Source organism: Hamadaea sp. NPDC050747 (genome assembly GCF_040654195.1).
GTDB lineage: Bacteria > Actinomycetota > Actinomycetes > Mycobacteriales > Micromonosporaceae > Hamadaea.
Map to the genome: position 1 here is coordinate 273,250 of NZ_JBFAHM010000003.1, position 18,255 is coordinate 291,504.

At 70.4% G+C, this 18,255-nt stretch carries 15 protein-coding genes and 1 pseudogene; 8 read left to right on the plus strand and 8 right to left on the minus strand.

Translation table 11 applies throughout. The annotated features are described in order from the left end of the window. Window positions 1-94: 94 nt before the first annotated feature. Window positions 95-2,110: an acetoacetate--CoA ligase gene (locus tag AB0H43_RS07675; protein ID WP_359998083.1), complete on the minus strand. Its 2,016-nt coding sequence runs from the start codon at window positions 2,108-2,110 to the stop codon at window positions 95-97. 159 nt (window positions 2,111-2,269) lie between these two features. On the opposite strand from AB0H43_RS07675, the gene AB0H43_RS07680 reads away from it, so the two are divergent. After that, the gene (locus tag AB0H43_RS07680; protein WP_359998086.1) at window positions 2,270-2,842 is read left to right on the plus strand and encodes a hypothetical protein; all 573 of its coding nucleotides are present in this window, start codon (window positions 2,270-2,272) and stop codon (window positions 2,840-2,842) included. Window positions 2,843-2,867: 25 nt separating this feature from the next. Then, complete coding sequence (locus tag AB0H43_RS07685) at window positions 2,868-4,046, plus strand: hypothetical protein (RefSeq protein WP_359998089.1); 1,179 nt, start codon at window positions 2,868-2,870, stop codon at window positions 4,044-4,046. A 268-nt stretch (window positions 4,047-4,314) separates the two neighbouring features. On the opposite strand, the gene AB0H43_RS07690 is transcribed toward AB0H43_RS07685, so the two are convergent. Further along, entirely contained in the window at window positions 4,315-5,016 is a 702-nt protein-coding gene (locus AB0H43_RS07690) for a TIGR03089 family protein (protein WP_359998091.1), read from the minus strand. 175 nt (window positions 5,017-5,191) lie between these two features. Between AB0H43_RS07690 and AB0H43_RS07695 the strand changes: the two genes are divergently transcribed. The 3 genes from AB0H43_RS07695 to AB0H43_RS07705 all read left to right on the plus strand — a co-directional run bounded on the left by AB0H43_RS07695 (window position 5,192) and on the right by AB0H43_RS07705 (window position 8,754). Then, window positions 5,192-6,301, plus strand: coding sequence for a glycosyltransferase family 1 protein (locus AB0H43_RS07695; RefSeq protein WP_359998606.1), 1,110 nt, complete (start codon window positions 5,192-5,194; stop codon window positions 6,299-6,301). A gap of 190 nt (window positions 6,302-6,491) precedes the next feature. Next, on the plus strand, window positions 6,492-7,601 hold the full coding sequence (locus AB0H43_RS07700; RefSeq protein ID WP_359998093.1) for a mannose-1-phosphate guanylyltransferase: 1,110 nt from the start codon (window positions 6,492-6,494) through the stop codon (window positions 7,599-7,601). Between the two features lie 187 nt (window positions 7,602-7,788). Further along, window positions 7,789-8,754, plus strand: a complete 966-nt coding sequence (locus tag AB0H43_RS07705; RefSeq protein ID WP_359998095.1) for a DUF5937 family protein — start codon at window positions 7,789-7,791, stop codon at window positions 8,752-8,754. Window positions 8,755-8,927: 173 nt separating this feature from the next. On the opposite strand, the pseudogene AB0H43_RS07710 reads toward AB0H43_RS07705, so the two are convergent. Then, window positions 8,928-9,677, minus strand: a pseudogene (locus AB0H43_RS07710) (coenzyme F420-0:L-glutamate ligase); the annotation flags it as partial. After that, the gene (gene cofD, locus AB0H43_RS07715) at window positions 9,674-10,684 is read right to left on the minus strand and encodes a 2-phospho-L-lactate transferase (RefSeq protein WP_359998098.1); all 1,011 of its coding nucleotides are present in this window, start codon (window positions 10,682-10,684) and stop codon (window positions 9,674-9,676) included. The gene cofD and the pseudogene AB0H43_RS07710, both read right to left, overlap by 4 nt. A gap of 65 nt (window positions 10,685-10,749) precedes the next feature. Here cofD and AB0H43_RS07720 point away from each other — a divergent pair, with 65 nt between their 5' ends. After that, window positions 10,750-13,275, plus strand: coding sequence for a bifunctional FO biosynthesis protein CofGH (locus AB0H43_RS07720; RefSeq protein WP_359998608.1), 2,526 nt, complete (start codon window positions 10,750-10,752; stop codon window positions 13,273-13,275). Window positions 13,276-13,567: 292 nt separating this feature from the next. Further along, on the plus strand, window positions 13,568-13,825 hold the full coding sequence (locus AB0H43_RS07725; RefSeq protein WP_253760159.1) for a WhiB family transcriptional regulator: 258 nt from the start codon (window positions 13,568-13,570) through the stop codon (window positions 13,823-13,825). A gap of 180 nt (window positions 13,826-14,005) precedes the next feature. Here the strand turns inward: AB0H43_RS07725 and AB0H43_RS07730 are convergent, their stop codons facing one another. After that, complete coding sequence (locus AB0H43_RS07730; protein WP_359998101.1) at window positions 14,006-14,365, minus strand: DUF3499 domain-containing protein; 360 nt, start codon at window positions 14,363-14,365, stop codon at window positions 14,006-14,008. Between the two features lie 207 nt (window positions 14,366-14,572). Between AB0H43_RS07730 and AB0H43_RS07735 the strand changes: the two genes are divergently transcribed. Next, window positions 14,573-14,920, plus strand: a complete 348-nt coding sequence (locus AB0H43_RS07735; protein ID WP_359998610.1) for a metallopeptidase family protein — start codon at window positions 14,573-14,575, stop codon at window positions 14,918-14,920. Between the two features lie 52 nt (window positions 14,921-14,972). On the opposite strand, the gene AB0H43_RS07740 is transcribed toward AB0H43_RS07735, so the two are convergent. The 3 genes from AB0H43_RS07740 to AB0H43_RS07750 all read right to left on the minus strand — a co-directional run bounded on the left by AB0H43_RS07740 (window position 14,973) and on the right by AB0H43_RS07750 (window position 18,242). Next, window positions 14,973-16,250, minus strand: a complete 1,278-nt coding sequence (locus AB0H43_RS07740) for an FAD-dependent oxidoreductase (protein WP_359998103.1) — start codon at window positions 16,248-16,250, stop codon at window positions 14,973-14,975. Next, entirely contained in the window at window positions 16,247-17,596 is a 1,350-nt protein-coding gene (locus tag AB0H43_RS07745) for an aspartate aminotransferase family protein (RefSeq protein WP_359998106.1), read from the minus strand. The genes AB0H43_RS07740 and AB0H43_RS07745 overlap by 4 nt, the downstream gene beginning before the upstream one ends. Before the next feature lie 169 nt (window positions 17,597-17,765). Then, window positions 17,766-18,242, minus strand: coding sequence for an Lrp/AsnC family transcriptional regulator (locus AB0H43_RS07750; protein ID WP_359998109.1), 477 nt, complete (start codon window positions 18,240-18,242; stop codon window positions 17,766-17,768). Between the last annotated feature and the right edge of the window lie 13 nt (window positions 18,243-18,255).

The following is an 18,255-nucleotide window of genomic DNA, read 5'->3' on the forward strand; positions in this document are numbered from 1 at the left end:
CCGTCCCTTGTGAGCGCTGGATCAGGGTTCCCGGTCGAATCTTGCATCAAGATTCGGCCCAGAACCCTGATCCAGCGTCGAGGGTCTGCAGTGATCAGGAGTGGGGGCGTTCCCGCGCCAGCTTCTCGAACGCGCTCAGCGACTCGGGGTTGGCCAACGCACCCTTCGCCGCCGCGCGGTCGACCGGCGTACCAGTCAGGATGCGTTTGACCGGGACCTCGAGCTTCTTCCCGGATAGGGTGCGCGGCGCGGCCGTGACCTGGTAGATCGCGTCCGGGATGTGCCGGGGCGAGAGCGCGGTACGCAGCTCTCGCGCGATCTTCGCGCGCAGCGCGTCGTCGAGCTCCAAGCCGTCGGAGAGCACGACGAAGAGCAGCAGTTCACCCGCGCCGCCCTCGGTGTCCTCCAGGTGGACGACGACCGAGTCGACGACCTCGTCCAGCGCCTCGACCACGGAGTAGAACTCGGCCGTGCCGAGCCGGACCCCGCCGCGGTTGAGGGTGGCGTCGGAGCGCCCGGTGATGACGCAGCTGCCGTGGTCGGTGATGGTGACCCAGTCGCCGTGCCGCCAGACGCCGGGGAACACGTCGAAGTACGCCTCCCGGTAGCGGCTGCCGTCCTCGTCGCCCCAGAAGCCCACCGGCATGCTCGGCATCGGTGCCGAAATGACGAGTTCACCCAGCTCACCGAGCACCGGCTTACCCGTCGGGTCGTACGCCTCCACCCGCGAACCCAGGCAGCGAGCAGCGATCTCGCCCTCGTAGACGGGGTTGAGCGGGGTGCTGCCGACGAAGCCGGTGCACACGTCGGTGCCGCCGGACAACGACTGCAGCTGGAGCGTCTCCGACACGTCGGAGTAGACCCAGCGGAAGCCCTCGGGCGGCAGCGGTGCGCCGGTCGAGCCGAGGCCCTTGAGCCGGCTCAGGTCGGCCTCGTCCTTCGGGGACAATCCGGCCTTGCGGCAGGCCAGCAGGAACGGCGCGGACGTACCGAAGAAGGTCATCCCCGTCTGTTCGGCCATCCGCCAGAGCGCGCCGAGGTCGGGCCAGCCGGGATTGCCGTCGAACATCACGATCGCCGACCCGACGGCCGGGGCGGAGACGAGATAGTTCCACATCATCCAGCCGGTCGTGCTGAACCAGAACATCCGGTCGCCCGGACCCAGGTCGTGGTGCAGCGCGAGCATCTTGAGGTGTTCCAGCAGGATGCCGCCGTGCCCGTGCACGATGGGCTTCGGCAGCCCGGTCGTGCCCGACGAGTAGAGGATGTAGAGCGGCTGATCGAAGGCGACCGGCGTGAAGGTCAGCGGCTCGTCGGTGTCGGCGATCAACTCGGCCCAGCTCAGGTCGGCGTCCAAGCCCTGACCCGCGCCATCGCCTCGCCCGGTGTAGTCCAGTGCGACGGTGGCGCGTACCGAGGGCAGGGCGGCACGGATCCCGGCCACCTCGGCCCGGCGGTCCACGAGCTTGTCGCCGTAGCGGTAGCCGTCCACCGCCACGAGCACCACCGGCGAGATCTGGGTCCATCGATCGGTCACGCTCCGCGTACCGAACTCCGGCGCGCACGAGGTGAAGATCGCCCCCAGGCTCGCGGTCGCCAGCAGCAACACGAGCGCCTCCGGCACATTCGGCAGGTACGCGGCCACGCGGTCACCGGGCTGCACACCCAGTCGGCGTAGCCCGGCGGCGGCCCGGCGGACCTGGTCGCGCAGCTCGTCGGCGGTGAACACGACAGGCTCCCGGCTCTGCGAGTGGCCGAGCACCATCGGGGTGTCGCCGGACACGCCCGGCATCCGCAGGACGTTCTCCGCGTAGTTCAGCCTCGCGCCGGGGAACCACGTGCCGGTCGGGCCGAACGGCGTACCGGGGCCGAAGGGCGCGCCGGTGGTGTAGCCGCCCGACAGGACATCGGTCGGTTCGCTGTGGGCCACGACGTCGAAGTAGTCCCAGATCGACCGCCAGAAACCGGGAAGATCGTCGACGGACCACTGCCACAGCTCGGCGTACGCCCCGAACTCCCGCCCGCGCTCGGCCGACAGCCACCGCAGGTAGTCGCCGATCCGGGACGTCTGCCGGACGTCCGCAGGCGGCCGCCACAGGATCGTGGTCATGATCTACTCCTCCCGCCCGAGGTCATCGTTGACCTGGCCCGCCCATCTTGCCGCATCCTTCCACCCAGCCGCACGGTGGTGAGATGGCTCCGCCATACATCGCCCGGGGCCGACATATGTGGGATGTTCCGCGGGTGAACGCGCGAGTAGCCTGCGCGCATGCGTCACGTCTGGAGCCTCGTCGCCGGGCTGATCGTCGCCCCTGTGCTGGTCGAGCTGGCCTCGATCCACTTCACCGCCGTCTGGGCCGACACGACCGGGGCGCAGACCGCCATCTACGCCGGGATGGGGCTCCTGCTCGGTGCGCTGGCCTGCTTGCAGACCTCGCCCGTCGGCCCCGTCGTCGCCGGGCTCCTGCTGGTCACCCCACGGCTGCTGGCCTACAGCTTCGGCATCGGTGTGCCCTTGGACTCGCTCGGCTTCCGGCTGGCCGACGGCGTGATCGTCTCGCCATGGATCGGCGCTTACTCGCCGATTCTCTTCGTGGGCGGGGTCGCCCTGCTGTTGGCGGCGGCGAGCCCGAGCCGGTGGCGCGGCCGCCCGAAACCCCCGCCGGTCGCCCCACCCGTTGAACCGGTGGTCGACACTGGACGCATAGACGCGGTGGCGGCCTGGCGGCCGTTCCCCGCGGACGGCACACAGACGGCCGCCCCGGCCGCGCCTCCGACGCAACCCGAGCCGCACGGTTCGGCGCCGCTGACGGGACCGTGGGCGCCGCCGCCGATCCGCTGACCATATTCGACCTGGAGGCCCGAGCATGCGTCATCTCGGTTCGTTCCTGCTCGCCCTGATCCTCGCGCCGATCGTGTACCTGCTGACCGGGCTGGGACTGAGCGCCTTCGGGCAGGCCGTCGAACGCGGCGTCGACCAGCGGCCGCTGGCGACCGTGCTGGCCCTGGCCACGCTCGTGGTCGGCGGCGGCGTGTACGCCGTCCTCGTGATGGCGCGGCTGTCCCCGATCGGTCCGGCGCTGGCCGGATTCTTCTTCCTCGGGATGCCCGCCTGGCCGCTCGTCGACCCGGTCAGCTACCACCGCGTCCTCGACGACATCGGAGCGCGGTTCAACCTGCTCGGCGTGGAGATCCTCGGCATCGACGTGGTCGGCAGCTCCGGCCTGGGCGTCCTGTTGGCAGTGCCGCTGCTGGCGACGCTGGCCAGCCCACGCCGGTGGAGTCGCTACGACACCCGGCCGGCTGCTCAAGTGGCGTACCCGGGATATCCGGCCCAGCCGCCGGCGGCCTATGCAGGCCCGACCCGGTACGCCACCCAGCCCGAGCCCGTGACCGAACAGCTGCCCGACGTGGCGCCGCCGACCCTGCACTACCCGCGATACTCGGCCCCCGTCGCGGTGCCTACGCCGCCCGCTGCGGCGACCGTCGTGCTCCCGCCCGCCTCCGGACCGCCGGTTCCGCCCTCTCCGCCCGCTCCGCAACCTACGCCGCCCGCCCCGGTGACCGTCGTGCTCCCGCCCGCCTCCGGACCGGCGGTTCCGCCCGCGACGCAACCATCGCCGCCGACTGCGCCCGCGTCTGCCGCGCCCACGCCTGGGGCCGCCGCGCCAACTCCGCCCGCCGCGCCCGCGTCCACGCCTGGGGCCGCTGCGCCGACTCCGCCCGCTGCGCCTAGCGCATCCGCGTCGCCGATGCCGGCCGAAGCTGCGCCGCCCGCGCCGGAGACAACGCCTGTACCGCCGGTGCCGACCCGGGATCGGGCCGCCGACCAGGAGATCTCCATCCCGCGTCTGGAGCAGGACGAGCCGACCGAGCCCGCTCCGAAGCCCGACACGCCGAAGGCCGAGCTGCCGAAGCCCGAGCTGCCGAAAGCTGAGCCGCCCAGGTCCGAGCCGCCCAAGCCGGGGACGCCGAGCGCCGAGGCGGCGAAGCCGGGCGAGGAGCCGACCGTCAAGATCGATCCGGACACGCTCAAGCCGATCTGATCCGCGGCAGGGCACGGCAACCGGCAGCATCCCATGATCAAGTGCCCCCGGTCAGCTCTCGACGAGCCGTTTCGTTGATCATGTGCCGGTGGTATGCGCTAAACGGCTGAATTCCGCATACCACCGGCACATGATCTCTGATTCGGGCGGCGAATCGCAGACGCCGGGCACATGATCATGCCCGTCCGGTCGGCGAAGTCGATCAGGGCGACAGGGGAACGATCAGGGTCGCGTGGACACGACACGCCGGTCGATCATGACGGATAGTTCATGATCGCGCGGAAAGGACGAGGGTGGCGCGCTCGACCCCAGCCCGCGCCTCCAGAGTGGACGGCGGCGTGTGGGCGGAGAGCACGAGGGTGCACCCGGCGACGAGGGGAGCGACGAGCCAGTCGACCACGTCGGGGTAGTCGTCGACGCTCAGGAGGACGCGTGATCCGGCGGCCAGCCCGAGCGCGGCGGCCCGCGAGGACGCGAATGAGACGAGTGAGTCGTGCGTGAATGCGCCGAGTGCAAGGTCTCCGTCGGCCGGGCGTGGCCCGCTGTAGTGGTCGCCGTGGACCCGGGCGGACGACACCCAGTCCTGTACGCCGGGAGCCAGGTCGCGTACGGGTAATGCGAACGGGTGCAGCCCGACGGCGAAGACGTCTGGTGCGTCCGCAACGGCGGAGGAGGGGCCGACGAAGGCGACGTCCAGCGGCGGTTCAGCGGAGACCGAGAGGCCGGCTGTCCACACGCTCAGGTAGAGCGCCGCGGTCTGCCAGTGGGGCGGCAGGTCGATCGCGGCTTTCGCGCCGGGGCCGAGGCCGCAGCCGTCGACCAGCAGATTGGCGGTCTTGGACACCCAGTTGGCGAGGGTGGCCCCGGACAATTCCGTCCGTTCGCCGGTGGCGTCGTCGTACCAGGTGAGCAACGGACGCGCCGGATCGGCGGAAACGACTGCCAGGAAGGCGGAGGACACGGTCGACACATGGTCACGCTAACTCACGCGGTTGAGCAGGTGTCGCGTCGCGGACCCGCAAGCGTTGGCGTCCGGGCGTAAGGTAGAGACGACATCTGTGATGCGGCGCACAGCGATTGCCAGCACAGCGATTCCTCCGGCAATCACTGACGACGCCGCCGGCGAAGGAGTGACAGTGGCCCGCGTGCTCGTCGACGCCACCAGCGTTCCAGCCGATCGGGGCGGGGTTGGGCGCTATCTGGACGGTCTGCTCGGCGCCCTCGTCGACACCGAAGGCATCAGTGTCGTCGCCCAGCGCACCGACGTGGAGCGTTACCAGCGGATGTTGCCGCGCGCCGACGTCGTCGGCGCTCCGGCGGCGGTCGCCCACCGGCCGGCCCGGCTGGCCTGGGAGCAGACCGGTCTGCCGTTGCTGGCTCAGCAGCTGGGCGCCGACGTGCTGCATTCGCCGTTCTACACCTGCCCGTTGCGCGCGACCTGCCCGGTCACGGTGACGGTGCACGATGCCACCTTCTTCACCGAGCCCGAGCATTACGACGCCGCCAAGCGGACCTTCTTCCGCAGTGCGATCAAGACCTCGTTGCGCCGGGCGGCCCGCGTCATCGTGCCGAGCAAGGCGACCCGCGACGAACTCATCCGGCTGCTGGACGCCGATCCCACCCGCATCGACGTGGCATACCACGGCGTCGATCCGGAGGCGTTCCACGCGCCGTCGGAGTCCGAGAAGGCCCGCGTACGCGCCCGGCTGGGGTTGGGAGTGGGCGACTATCTCGCCTTCCTCGGCGCGAAGGAGCCGCGGAAGAACGTCCCGAACCTGATCCGCGGCTGGGTGCAGGCGGTGAAGGAGCTGCCCAACCCGCCCGCGTTGGTGATCGCCGGGGGTTCCGGGCACGACGACGAGATCGATCGGGCGGTCGCCGAGGTGCCGGCCCACCTGCGGCTGCTGCGCCCCGGCTATCTCCGGTACGCCGACCTGCCCGGTTTCCTGGGCGGGGCGCTTCTGGCGGCGTATCCGAGTCATGGCGAGGGGTTCGGTCTGCCGGTGCTGGAGGCGATGGCCTGCGGGACGCCGGTGCTGACCACGCCGCGGCTGTCGTTGCCCGAGGTCGGCGGCGACGCGGTGGCGTACACGGGTGAGGATCCGGATCGGATCGCCAAGGATCTGCTCGCGTTGCTGGAGGATGAGGCTCGCCGCGTTACCCTGGCGCAGGCCGGGCTCGCCCGGGCCAAGGAGTTCACCTGGGCGGCGAGCGCCGAGGCGCACCTGGCCGCTTGGGCCCGAGCTGCGAGATAGGGCAAAACCGCGTAAATTTGGGCCACGACGCGAATGCCGTCTCGCGCCGAGCGTTTTGTCGCGCCCTGGCAAGCGACCCGGCGGACGTGCCGGTGAGGGAGTGGCCGTTTGGCGCTGCCCGCCGTGAGGTGAAGATTACTGCCCGGGAGGTAGCCGCATGGCGGATGGTCGGACCACGGAGAATGGCGCGATGTTGTATGCCGTCATCCCCGCCGGGGGCAGTGGAACTCGGTTGTGGCCGTTGTCGAGGGCCGCGAACCCCAAGTTCCTGCACCCGCTGACCGGGACGGCCGCCACGTTGCTGCAGGCGACCGTGTCCCGGCTCGCGCCGTTGTCGCCGCCCGCGGACACCCTGGTCGTGACGGGGGCCGCGCATGCCACGTCGGTCGCCCGTCAGCTCCCGGAGGTGCCCGAAGCCAACATCCTCGTGGAACCGTCGCCGCGCGACTCGTGCGCGGCGATCGGGCTGGCCGCCGCGGTCATCCAGCTCCGCGCGCCCGGTGCGGTGATGGGGTCTTTCGCCGCCGACCATCTCGTACGCGATGAGGCAGTCTTCGCCGATGTCGTGCGGCAGGCAGTGGCCGGGGCCGAGCAGGGTCTCCTGATGACGATCGGCATTCAGCCGACCCATCCCGAGACCGGCTACGGCTACCTGCACTGCGGTGAGGTCGTCTCGGGCCCGGTTCGCCGGGTCGTCGAGTTCAAGGAGAAGCCGTCGCTGGAGGTGGCCGAGGAGTACGTCGCCTCCGGCCGCTACTTCTGGAACGCGGGCATGTTCGTCTGGCGTACCGACGTGTTCCTGGCGGAGTTGAGCCGGCAGCAGCCGCAGCTCCACGCGGGCCTGACGAAGATCGCCGCGGCCTGGGACACCGACGACCGGGAGCGGGCGCTCACCGAGATCTGGCCGGAGTTGCCGAAGATCTCGGTGGATTACGCGGTGATGGAGGGCGCGGCGGCGCAGGGCCTGGTCGGCACGGTGCCGGGTGACTTCGGCTGGCACGACGTGGGTGACTTCGACACCTTGTGCGAGATGTTGCCCGGCGACCGGGACGGCAACGTGGTCCTGGGGGAGCGCAGCGACGCCGACGACGACGTGGCGGTCAAGGAGGGCGTGATCCTGCACGACGTGGCCGACAGTCTGATCATCCCGACCACCGGCCGGATCGTCGCCGCGCTGGGTGTCCGCGACATGATCATCGTCGACACCCCGGACGCCGTCCTGGTCTGCCCGCGGGACCGGGCGCAGGACGTCAAGAAGCTGGTGGACTCCCTCAAGGAGCGCGGCTCCGAGGTGCTGTGACCAGGCGTTGAGCAAGTGCACGGGCGAGCGGTGTTCCCCCGAATCACCGTTCGCCCGTGTCCTTGCCGTCCCGACATCCTGCCGTAAGGGTTCCTGTCAGATCACCGTCTTTCAGCCCTGGCCGAAACACCCTGGTCGAACGGGTGGGTAGAGTCGTCCTGCAACGCCCCCGTCCGGCTGGTGGAACATGCTGCGGATCCACTTCACCGGCGCCGATCTCGCGCGTACGCGGCTGGCCTCGGCGCCGGACCCGCTGTGGGAGCTCAGTCTGAGCATCCACGTGCTGCGGTCACGCCGTCTGGACATTACGCTCGGTGACTGGCGTCGGACGGTTGGTGACCGTCTGGTGATGGGTGGACCCGTCCGGGCCGACGTCGACCTGCTGCTCGAACTGAACCCGCCGATCGGATACTTTCCCGACTTCCTCACCCCCGCCGAGGGCCGGACCGGGTTCTCCGCCGGCGTGGACGCCGTGCTGCGTACGCCGCAACGGGTGGTCCGCCGAGACCTCGACCTGCTGGCCCGGCACGCCCGGCCGTCGCCGTCGGCGACCGACCTGGTCCGGGCGGGCGGGATGGGCGGACTGCGCCGGTCGCTCGTGCGCTATCGGGAGGTCGCCCTCGACCCCATCTGGCCCCGCGTACGCACAGCGGTCGAGTCCGACCTCGTCCAGCGGCGGCGGCTCCTCGCCCACGAGGGGGTCGACGGGCTCCTGTCCGGGCTGAGCGCCGGCGCCCGCTGGACCGGTGAGGCCATCGAGATCGAGTCCTACCAGGGCGACCGGGAGCTGCACCTGAACGGCCGCGGGCTGACCCTGATCCCGGCGTTCTTCAAGACGCCCGGCCGCCCGATCACCCTCGTCGACGAGGACCTCCCGCCCGTGCTCGTCTACCCGATCGATCGGACGGCCGACGAGCTCAGCCGGCCGAAGGCGCTGAGCGAGCTGATCGGGCGTACGCGAGCCGCCGTGCTCGAGGCGATCGTGCACGGTTCGACGACGGGCGAAGTCGCCAAGAAGCTGGGCGTCTCACCCGCCTCGGCCAGCCAGCACCTCACCGTTCTGCGTGATTCGGGCCTCGTGATGAGCGTCCGCGAGGGCAACCGCGTCCGGCATCTGCCGACCGTGCTCGGCCGCAGCCTCCTCGCCGCCTGACCCGCCCGCTCCGCCCCGCCCCGCCGGTGCCCGCCCCGCCCGTGCACCGCTCCGCCCGTGCCCGTTTTGTCCGCGCTGGATCAGGGATCCGGGTCGAATCTTGGACCAAGATTCGACCGAGAACCCTGATCCAGCGCTGACGGAGGTGGCGGTCAGGGGGAGGGGTTGGTGCGGCCGAGTTCGATCGCCTCGGCGGTGCCGAGCGAGAAGAGGTCGTTGGCCGCGTCCCGGACCAGCGTCGGCACGACCGGCGAACCGTCCGCCACCGTGGCGCTGAGGTAGCCCCGGATCACCGCGACGGGCACCTGGTCGATCTTGCCCTTGACCAGTTCGGCCGCGGCCGCTAGTTCGTCCACCACGGCCATCTGAGTGATGTGCAGCTCGTTGCCGTGTGGGTCGGTCTCGCCCCGGTGGTCACGCAGTGGCTCGAGGCCGGCCGAGCCGAGGGCGACGTCGGTGAGACCGTTGCGCCACGGCCGGCCCATCGTGTCGGAGACGATCACGGCGACGTCGAGCCCCCGGGCGAGCAGGTCGGTCCGGAGCGACCGGGCCGACGCGTCCGGATCCTTGGGCAGCAGGACGAGCTGCGATCGCTCCACATTGGAAGCGTCGATGCCGGCACTCGCCATGACGAAGCCGTGGTGGGTCTGCACGATCCGAGTGTGTCCGCGGGTGGCGACGACGCGGGCGGTCTGTGACCGCAGCGCCTGCTCCCGGGCGGCTTCCCGATCCGGGCCTTCCGTCGGGACGGGGACGAGCGCGCCCTCCGCCTTCGAGACGATCTTGCTGGTCACGACCAGCACGTCGTTGTCCTGCAGCCACGGCGCGGCCTGCGTGATCAGCTCGGCCAGGTCGTCGCCGGGGCGTACCTCGGGAATGCCGCGAACCGGGAGAACGGCGAAACCGCCGTCGGGGAGCGTCACACGACACCTCCGGCTGTCAGGGCGGCGCGAACCATCGCGGCGGTCGCGTCCTCATCCGTCATCCACAGTGGAGTCGACCGGACCGTCACGCCCGGGACGACGATGCCGGCGTCGCTCGTGTCGACGAGCCAGGCGTCGAGGATGCCGCCGGAGCCCCGGGCGCCGTACGCCTGCCCGACCGCCTGCGCGGTGCAGTCGACTCCGATCGCCGCCAGGCACTTGTCGGCCATGCCCCGGACGGGCGCCCCGGCGATGATCGGCGACACGCCGACGACCGGACCGCGGCTGGCCAGCAGCGCCGAGCGTACGCCGGGAATGGCGAGCACGGGTGCGACCGAGACCACCGGGTTGGACGGCGCGATGAGGACGACGTCGGTGTCGGTCAGCGAGTCGACCACGCCGGGCGCGGGCGCGGCCTGCTCCGAGCCCACGAAGACGAACTTCTTCGCCGGGATTCCCGCCCGATAGCGGACCCACCACTCCTGGAAGTGCATGGCGTACTCGCCGCCCTCCAGTGCGGCCGTGGCCGTCTCCGAGGTCACCAGCCCCTGGTCGGCGGCGTCGGCGGCGGAGATCACGACGTGCGTCTCGACCTTGTCGTCGGTCGCGGGGATCATCCGTACGCCCGGCTGCCAGCGTCGGTTGAGCGCCTCGGTGACCTGGGACAACGGGTAGCCCGCCGTGAGCATGACGCTCCGGGTCAGATGCGTGGCGATGTCCCGGTCGCCGAGCCCGAACCACTCCGGGCCGAGCCCGTACGCCGCCAGCTCCTCCTTGACGGTCCAGGTCTCCTTCGCCCGGCCCCACCCGCGTTCGGCGTCGTTCCCGCCGCCCAGGGTGTACATCACCGAGTCGAGGTCGGGACAGATCCGCAGGCCGTGCAGGGTCACGTCGTCGCCGACGTTGACGATCGCGGTCACCTCGCCGCCGATCGTCCGGGCGTACGCCCGCACGCCCTGAAGGAAGCGGGCTCCGCCGATGCCACCGGCGATCACCGTCATGCGCATGGTGCCATCCTCTCTCACAGCCGCGTAACGACCAGCAGGGGTGCCGTGTGTCCAACGGCAGTAGGCTGCCCCTCGTGGCGCAATCTTCAGGGGGATCCTCGGGCATCCGGCGCGCGCTCCATCGGGCGCGTGAGGGGAGGCAGCTCGACGCGACGGAGGCCGAAGTCCTGCTCAGCGCCCGGGGCGAGGACCTCGACGCGCTGCTGGCGGCGGCCGGCGGCGTACGCGACGCCGGGCTGGCCGAGGCGGGCCGCCCGGGAGTCGTCACGTTCTCGAAGAAGGTGTTCATCCCGCTGACCCGGCTCTGCCGTGATCGTTGCCACTACTGCACCTTCGCCACTGTGCCGCATCGGGTGCCGAGCCCGTTCCTGGAGCGCGACGAGGTCCTGGAGATCGCCCGGAAAGGGGCCGAGCAGGGCTGCAAGGAAGCGCTGTTCACGTTGGGCGACCGCCCCGAGGACCGCTGGGAGGCGGCGCGGGACTGGCTGCACGAGCGGGGCTACGACTCCACACTGGACTACGTACGTGCGTCGGCGATCGCGGTGCTGGAGGAGACCGGCCTGCTGCCGCATCTCAATCCGGGCGTCCTGAGCTGGGCCGATCTTCAGCGGCTCAAGCCGGTCGCGCCGAGCATGGGGATGATGCTGGAGACGACCGCGACGCGGTTGTGGTCCGAGCCCGGCAGTCCCCACTACGGTTCGCCCGACAAGGAACCGGCGGTCCGTCTGCGGGTCCTGGAGGACGCGGGCCGCGTCGGCGTGCCGTTCACCACCGGCATCCTCATCGGGATCGGCGAGACGCTCGCGGAGCGCGTCGACGCGATCTTCGCGATGCGCCGCGTTGCCCGCGAGTACGGCCACATCCAGGAGATCATCGTCCAGAACTTCCGGGCGAAGCCGGACACCGCCATGCGGTCGGCGCCCGACGCCGAGATGCTCGACCTCGCCGCCACGATCGCTGTCACGCGGCTGGTCTGCGGCCCGAAGGCGCGTATCCAGGCCCCGCCCAACCTGGTCGAAGGGGCCGGCGACTTCGAGTTGCTGCTGCGTGCGGGGATCGACGACTGGGGCGGCGTCTCGCCCGTCACCGCCGACCACGTCAACCCGGAACGCCCGTGGCCGCTCATCGACACGCTCGCGCGGCATACGGCCGCGGCGGGCTTCCGGCTCCGTGAGCGGCTGACCATCTACCCCGGGTACGCACAACGAGGGTTGGCCGGCGAACCGTGGCTGGATCCGCGCCTGCACGGTCATGTCGCCGCGTTGGCCGATCCCGGGACCGGGCTCGCCCGCGAGGAGGCCCGGCCGGTCGGGCGGCCGTGGCAGGAACCCGAGGAGGTCTTCTCGGCCGGACGCACCGACCTGTACGCCGCCGTCGACGACGAGGGCCGCACCGGCGACCGCCGGTCCGACTTCGACGACGTGTACGGCGACTGGGAGCTACTGCGCAGCGACGTCCGGCCAGTGCCGCTGCTTTCGGCGTATCCCGAGATGGCGGCGGGACTGAAGCGGGCCGCGAGCGACCCGGCGAGCCTGCTGGATCCACGGCATCAGAGCGAGGCCTTGGCTTTGTTCGCCGCGGACGGCGAGCCGCTCGACGAGCTGGCGGCGATCGCGGACGGCTGGCGACGCGAAGCCGCCGGCGACGACGTGACCTATGTGGTCAACCGGAACATCAACTTCTCCAACGTCTGTTACGTCGGATGCCGGTTCTGCGCGTTCGCCCAACGGGAACGCGATGCCGACGCCTACCGGCTCAGCGTGGGGGAGGTGGCCGGACGGGCGGAGGAGGCGGCGCGACTCGGCGCGACCGAAGTCTGTCTCCAAGGTGGCATCGACCCCAGACTTCCGGTCGAGATCTACCCGAACCTGATTCGTTCGATCAAGGAACGGGTACCGGGGCTCCATGTCCACGCCTTCTCCCCGATGGAGATCGTCACCGGCGCCGCCAAGGCGGGTGTTTCCGTCCACGAATGGCTGTCCCGGTTGCGGGAGGCCGGACTCGACACCATTCCCGGCACCGCCGCCGAAATCCTCGACGACGAGGTCCGATGGGTGCTGACCAAGGGCAAGCTGCCCGCGGCGGCCTGGATCGACGTCGTCTCCACCGCACATCGGCTGGGCATCCGCAGCTCGGCCACGATGATGTTCGGCCACGTCGACCACCCTGGACACTGGCTGGGCCATTTCCGGGTGCTGGCCGGGATCCAGGACGACACCGGCGGCTTCACGGAGTTCGTGGCGTTGCCGTTCGTCCACACCAACGCCCCGATCTACCTCGCCGGCATCGCCCGCGCGGGCGCCTCCTGGCGGGAGAACCGGGCGGTCCACGCGATGGCGCGGATCCTGTTGCACGGTCGGATACCCAACATCCAGTGCTCCTGGGTGAAGCTCGGCGACGAGGGCACCGTGGCGATGCTTCGAGGCGGCTGCAACGATTTGGGCGGCACGTTGATGGAGGAGACCATCTCCCGGATGGCCGGCTCCGAGCACGGGTCCGCGCGTACGGTCGAGCAACTGCACGCGATCGCGGCCGCAGCCGGGCGTCCCGCGCGTCAGCGGAACACCACTTATTCGTTGACTCCAATGTAAGGTGCGCCAGTTTGCGCTGCGGAATCAGAATTTCTTGGTACGACACGCCGAGAGGGCGTAACCAATCGGGTCGGCGAACCGATAGGGCAGTGGCGGGATGCCCCGGTACGAACGGCCCTGAACGGACCGTTTTCCTTGACGATGCCGACGCGAGCTGCGTGTAATTCTCAGGGGTTGTTCTGGGGCGACCACCAGACCGCGGCTTGATGTTCGTGGTACGTGTGGATCACCGCAACAGGGCAAGAGGGGGGATGCGCCGGCCGGTCCGGCGCAGGTGAAGGAGGCTGGTGCGATGGACGGCCGTCCCGTCGTCGCCGATCTGCTCGGCAATGCGCCGGAGTGGCAGGAGCGTGCACTGTGCTCGCAGACCGATCCGGAGGCTTTCTTCCCGGAGAAGGGCGGGTCTACGCGCGAGGCGAAGAGGATCTGCTCACGCTGTGAGGTCAAGTCGGAGTGCCTGGAGTACGCGCTGGGTCACGACGAGCGTTTCGGCATCTGGGGTGGACTGTCCGAACGCGAGCGTCGGAAGCTGAAGCGCCGCGCCGCTTGATTCTCGTCCGACCGGGCGTCCGCCGTGATGGTGGGCGCCCGGTCGCGTTCCAGCCGGTCCTCGTCGGTCCGCACGTGGCGGCGTTCCGGCGGGCGGCTTCGCGGCTTCACGGCTTCATGTGGCGGGTTGCCGACGGGCTTCAGGTGGGCGGCTTCCCGACGGGCTTCATGTGGCGGCCTTTCAGGTAGGTGGTGGCACGGCCCGGAGGTGGCCGCGCCGGCCCGGCGTCGGCGGCAGGGGGGTGCCGTCCTCGGCGATCCGCGGTGCCGGGCGGGCCGCCTCGCGTACCGCCTCGGCCAGGGCGACCAGGTCATCCGTCGTCGGGGGCGGGGTCTCGAACTCACCGTCGTGCCGGACGAGCTGCCAGCCGCGGGGCGCCGTCAAGTTGCGCGCGTGCGTCTCACAGAGGTCGTATGTGTGCGGTTCCGGATTTATGGCGAGAGGACCGACAACTGCCGTAGAGTCCGAATAGACATAGGTCAGCGTCGCAACTGCCTGCCTGGGGCATCCGTTGCGAGAACAGCGTCGCGGTGACCTCACGGCCGCTGACGTTAGCGCTTCTCGCACTCCGTCATAGCCCCGACACGCGGAGAACGCTGTGGGTGAACTCGCTCTCGGTCGGCCGACCGGTCAAGCTAGGGTAGCTGCGTGACCGATCCCCGCCATCCCCGTGCCCGCCGCTCGCGGGCGCGACGCGATCGGCACGGCCGTGGCCTGCGGGGCCGGCTCGTTCCGGCCAGCGTGCCGATGTCCCGGACCAAGGCGGAAGTCTTCGACGACCTGGTCCTCGACACCGTCGAAGGTCTCGAACGCCGATATGCCAAAGAGCTGGCCGGCGTCGAGTTCGCCGTCGAGGACGTGCCGCCCGACCTCAACGTCTACGACTCCGACGTGCTGGAGGACGGCTCGGTGCCACTGGCCCGGCTGTTGCCCGGCCGGCCCGGGCGGCACGGCGTACCGCCCCGGATCGTCGTCTACCGGCGGCCGCTGGAATTCCGTGCGGGAGACCGGGACGACCTCGCCGAACTGGTCCGCGACGTCGTCGTCGAACAGGTCGCGAACCTCCTCGGCATGAGCCCCGACGACATCCAATAACCCCCTCGCTCCACCCCGGGCGAGAGCAGAGGGCGGGAGGGCCGCGTAGGGGTCAGTGGGGGGCTAGGCGGGTGAAGAGGGCGGCCCGCCGCGACGGCTGTCCCGTTCGGGTTTCTTCGGCGTCGGCGGCGCTCATCAAGCGCAGTCCGGCGTTCACGCCGAGCCAGCGCAGCGGCTCCGGTTCCCAGCGCCGCGATCGGTGCCCGACCCAGGGCAGCTCCAGCAAAGGCGAGGTCGCGCCTGTGAGGAGGGCGGTGAGCGTACGCCCGGCGAGGTTGGACAACGCGACGCCGTCGCCGACGTAGCCACCGGCGTGGTAGACGCCTTCGGTGACGCCGACGGAGGCGTGCCAGTCGCGGGCGATGCCGAGCGGGCCGCCCCAGGCGTACTCGATCGGCACGTCGCCGAGGACGGGGAAGAGTTCGCCCAGTGTCTGCCGGAGCATGGCGAAGACGCGGTCGTCCCGGTCGAACGACGGCCGGATCGCCGAGCCGTAGTGGTAAGGCGCGCCGCGTCCGCCGAAGACGAGCCGGTCGTCGGCCGTGCGCTGGCCGTAGATGACGAGGTGCCGATGTTCGGAGAACGTCTCCCGCTCGCGCAGGCCGATCGTGTCCCAGACGTAGGCCGGCAGGACCGGGGTCGCCACCATCAGCGAGTACACCGGCGCGACCGTGCGACGGTGCCCCGGTAGCCGTGAGGTGTACGCCTCCGTCGCGCGTACCACTGAATGCGCACGGACCGTGCCGTGCGTCGTGAGCACTCGATCCGCGTGGATCTGGATCGCCGGGGTGTGCTCGTAGATCGTGACCCCGCGTCGCTCCACGGCGGCTGCGAGCCCACGGACGAGGCGCAACGGGTGGATGGCGGCGCAGTGCGGCGTGTAGGTGGCTCCCAGCAGTCCGGCCGCGTCACATCGGGCTCGCGCTTCCCGGGCGTCGAGCCAATCGTCGCCGGCCGCGCGCCGCGCCTGCACCGCGGTACGCGCGAAGACGATCGTGCCGCCTTTGGCGAAGTCGCAGTCGATGCCTTCGGCTGCGGCGACCCGGCCCACTTCGTCGACGGTCGCCTCCATCGCGGCCTGCATGGTCGGCGCGGACATCGGCAGTAAGGCCGAGCACCAGCCGCCGTTGCGTCCGCTCGCCCCGAAGCCGACGTGCTCCGCCTCGACCACCGCGATCCTCAGGGAAGGCGCGGCGAGACTGAGGTAGTACGCGGTCCAGAGCCCGGTGTAGCCGGCCCCGACGATGGCGACGTCGACCTCCAGGTCGCCGGAAAGGAACGGGCGGTCCGTGACCGGACCGCCCGTCGCCTCCCAGTAGGACCCGATCACAGCAGGGTCCAGGCCTCGGTCAGCACCTGGCGCAGGATCTGCTCCATCTCGTCGAACTGCTGCTGCTCGGCGATCAGCGGCGGGGACAGCTGGACGACCGGGTCGCCGCGGTCGTCGGCGCGGCAGTAGAGCCCGGCGTCGAACAGCGCGTGGGACAGGAATCCGCGCAGGATGCGCTCGGACTCCGCGTCGGTGAACGTCTCCCGGGTCGCCTTGTCCTTGACCAGCTCGATGCCGAAGAAGAAGCCGTCGCCCCGCACGTCGCCCACGATGGGCAGGTCGTGCAGCTTGTTCAGGGTGGCCCGGAACGCGTCGCTGGTCTTCGCGACGTGGCCGACCAGGTCCTCGCGCTCGAAGATGTCGAGGTTCGCCAGGGCGACCGCGCAGCTGACCGGGTGCCCGCCGAAGGTGATGCCGTGGGCGAACATCTGCTTTTCGCCCAGGAACGGCTCGATCAGCCGGTCCGTCGCGATCATCGCGCCGAGCGGGGAGTACCCCGACGTCAGGCCCTTCGCGGTGGTGATGATGTCGGGCTGGTAGCCGTACCGCTCGGCGCCGAAGTAGGTGCCCAGCCGACCCCAGGCGCAGATGACCTCGTCGGAGACGAGCAGCACGCCGTAGCGGTCGCAGATTTCGCGTACGCGCTGGAAGTAGCCGGCCGGCGGGGGCAGACAGCCGCCCGCGTTCTGCACCGGCTCCAGGAACACGGCGCAGACCGTCTCCGGGCCCTCGCGCAGGATCGCGCGCTCGATCTCGTCGGCGGCCCACACGCCGAACGCCGCCTCGTCGTCCTTACAGAACTCGGGGGCGCGGTAGAAGTTGGCGTTGGGCACCTTGACGCCACCGGGCACCAGCGGCTCGAAGTCCACCTTGAACGGCGGTACGCCGGTGATGCTCAACGCGCCCATGGAGGTGCCGTGGTACGCGACGTAGCGGCTGACCACCTTGTGCCGGAGCGGTTCGCCGACGCGCTTGAAGTACGCCCGGGCCAGTTTCCAGGCGCTCTCCACCGCCTCGGAACCGCCGGTGGTGAAGAAGACGCGGTTCAGGTCGCCCGGCGTCAGGCCGGCGATCCGGTCGGCGAGCTCGACCGCCTTGGGATGCGCGTACGACCACAGCGGGAAGTAGGCCAGCTCGCTCGCCTGCTTGGCCGCGGCGTCGGCGAGCTCCTGCCGGCCGTGTCCGGCGTTGACGACGAACAGTCCCGCCAGCCCGTCGAGGTAGCGCTTGCCGTTCGCGTCCCAGACGTAGCAGCCGTCGCCGCGGACGATGGTCGGCACGTCGGTTTCGGCGTACGCGCCCATCCGGGTGAAGTGCATCCAGAGATGGTCAGTCGGGTTTCCCATGCCACGGTTATCGCACAGGTAAGGAGCAGTTGGCAACCAGAACCGTCGTGATATCTCGCTATCACGACGAAATCCGCAACCGCTCCGTCGTTTTTCGGATGCAGATCACGGTTATGCACGCTTCCGGCGGCCCGGGAAGCCTGGGGCAACCCTGATCTGCAGGGAGAACTCACGCGCCCCAGGAGTAGGTCTGCTTGCGCAGCTTGAGGTAGACGAAGATCTCGGCGCTGTTGACCCCGTCGACCGCGCGTACCTGCTGCATGATCTGCAGCAGGTGGTCGTCGCTGCCGGCCACGACCTCCAGCAGGATGTCGAACGAGCCGCCCGTGATCACCACGTAGTCCACCTCGTCGATGGCGGCGATCTGATCGGCGATCGACTCGAGGTTGCCGCTCGTCTTCACCCCGACCATCGCCTGGCGGCCGAGCCCGAGTTGCAGCGGATCGGTGACGGCGACGATCTGCATGACGCCCGCGTCGATGAGGCGCTGGACCCGCTGGCGGACGGCGGCCTCCGACAGCCCGATCGCACGACCGATCGTCGCGTACGGGCGGCGGCCGTCCTCCTGGAGCTGGGCGATGATCTGTTTGGCGACGTCGTCGAGCAGCGCGTGCTGGGCGTTGTCGAGGTGCTGCCGTGCCGCCATCGATCCTCCTGTG

Coding starts and splice junctions, on each gene's coding strand:
- AB0H43_RS07675 (WP_359998083.1), bottom strand. CDS start 2,110: ATGACCACGATCCTGTGGCGGCCGCCTGCGGACGTCCGGCAGACGTCC.
- AB0H43_RS07680 (WP_359998086.1), top strand. CDS start 2,270: ATGCGTCACGTCTGGAGCCTCGTCGCCGGGCTGATCGTCGCCCCTGTG.
- AB0H43_RS07685 (WP_359998089.1), top strand. CDS start 2,868: ATGCGTCATCTCGGTTCGTTCCTGCTCGCCCTGATCCTCGCGCCGATC.
- AB0H43_RS07700 (WP_359998093.1), top strand. CDS start 6,492: ATGTTGTATGCCGTCATCCCCGCCGGGGGCAGTGGAACTCGGTTGTGG.
- AB0H43_RS07705 (WP_359998095.1), top strand. CDS start 7,789: ATGCTGCGGATCCACTTCACCGGCGCCGATCTCGCGCGTACGCGGCTG.
- cofD (WP_359998098.1), bottom strand. CDS start 10,684: ATGCGCATGACGGTGATCGCCGGTGGCATCGGCGGAGCCCGCTTCCTT.
- AB0H43_RS07725 (WP_253760159.1), top strand. CDS start 13,568: ATGGACGGCCGTCCCGTCGTCGCCGATCTGCTCGGCAATGCGCCGGAG.
- AB0H43_RS07735 (WP_359998610.1), top strand. CDS start 14,573: ATGTCCCGGACCAAGGCGGAAGTCTTCGACGACCTGGTCCTCGACACC.
- AB0H43_RS07745 (WP_359998106.1), bottom strand. CDS start 17,596: ATGGGAAACCCGACTGACCATCTCTGGATGCACTTCACCCGGATGGGC.
- AB0H43_RS07750 (WP_359998109.1), bottom strand. CDS start 18,242: ATGGCGGCACGGCAGCACCTCGACAACGCCCAGCACGCGCTGCTCGAC.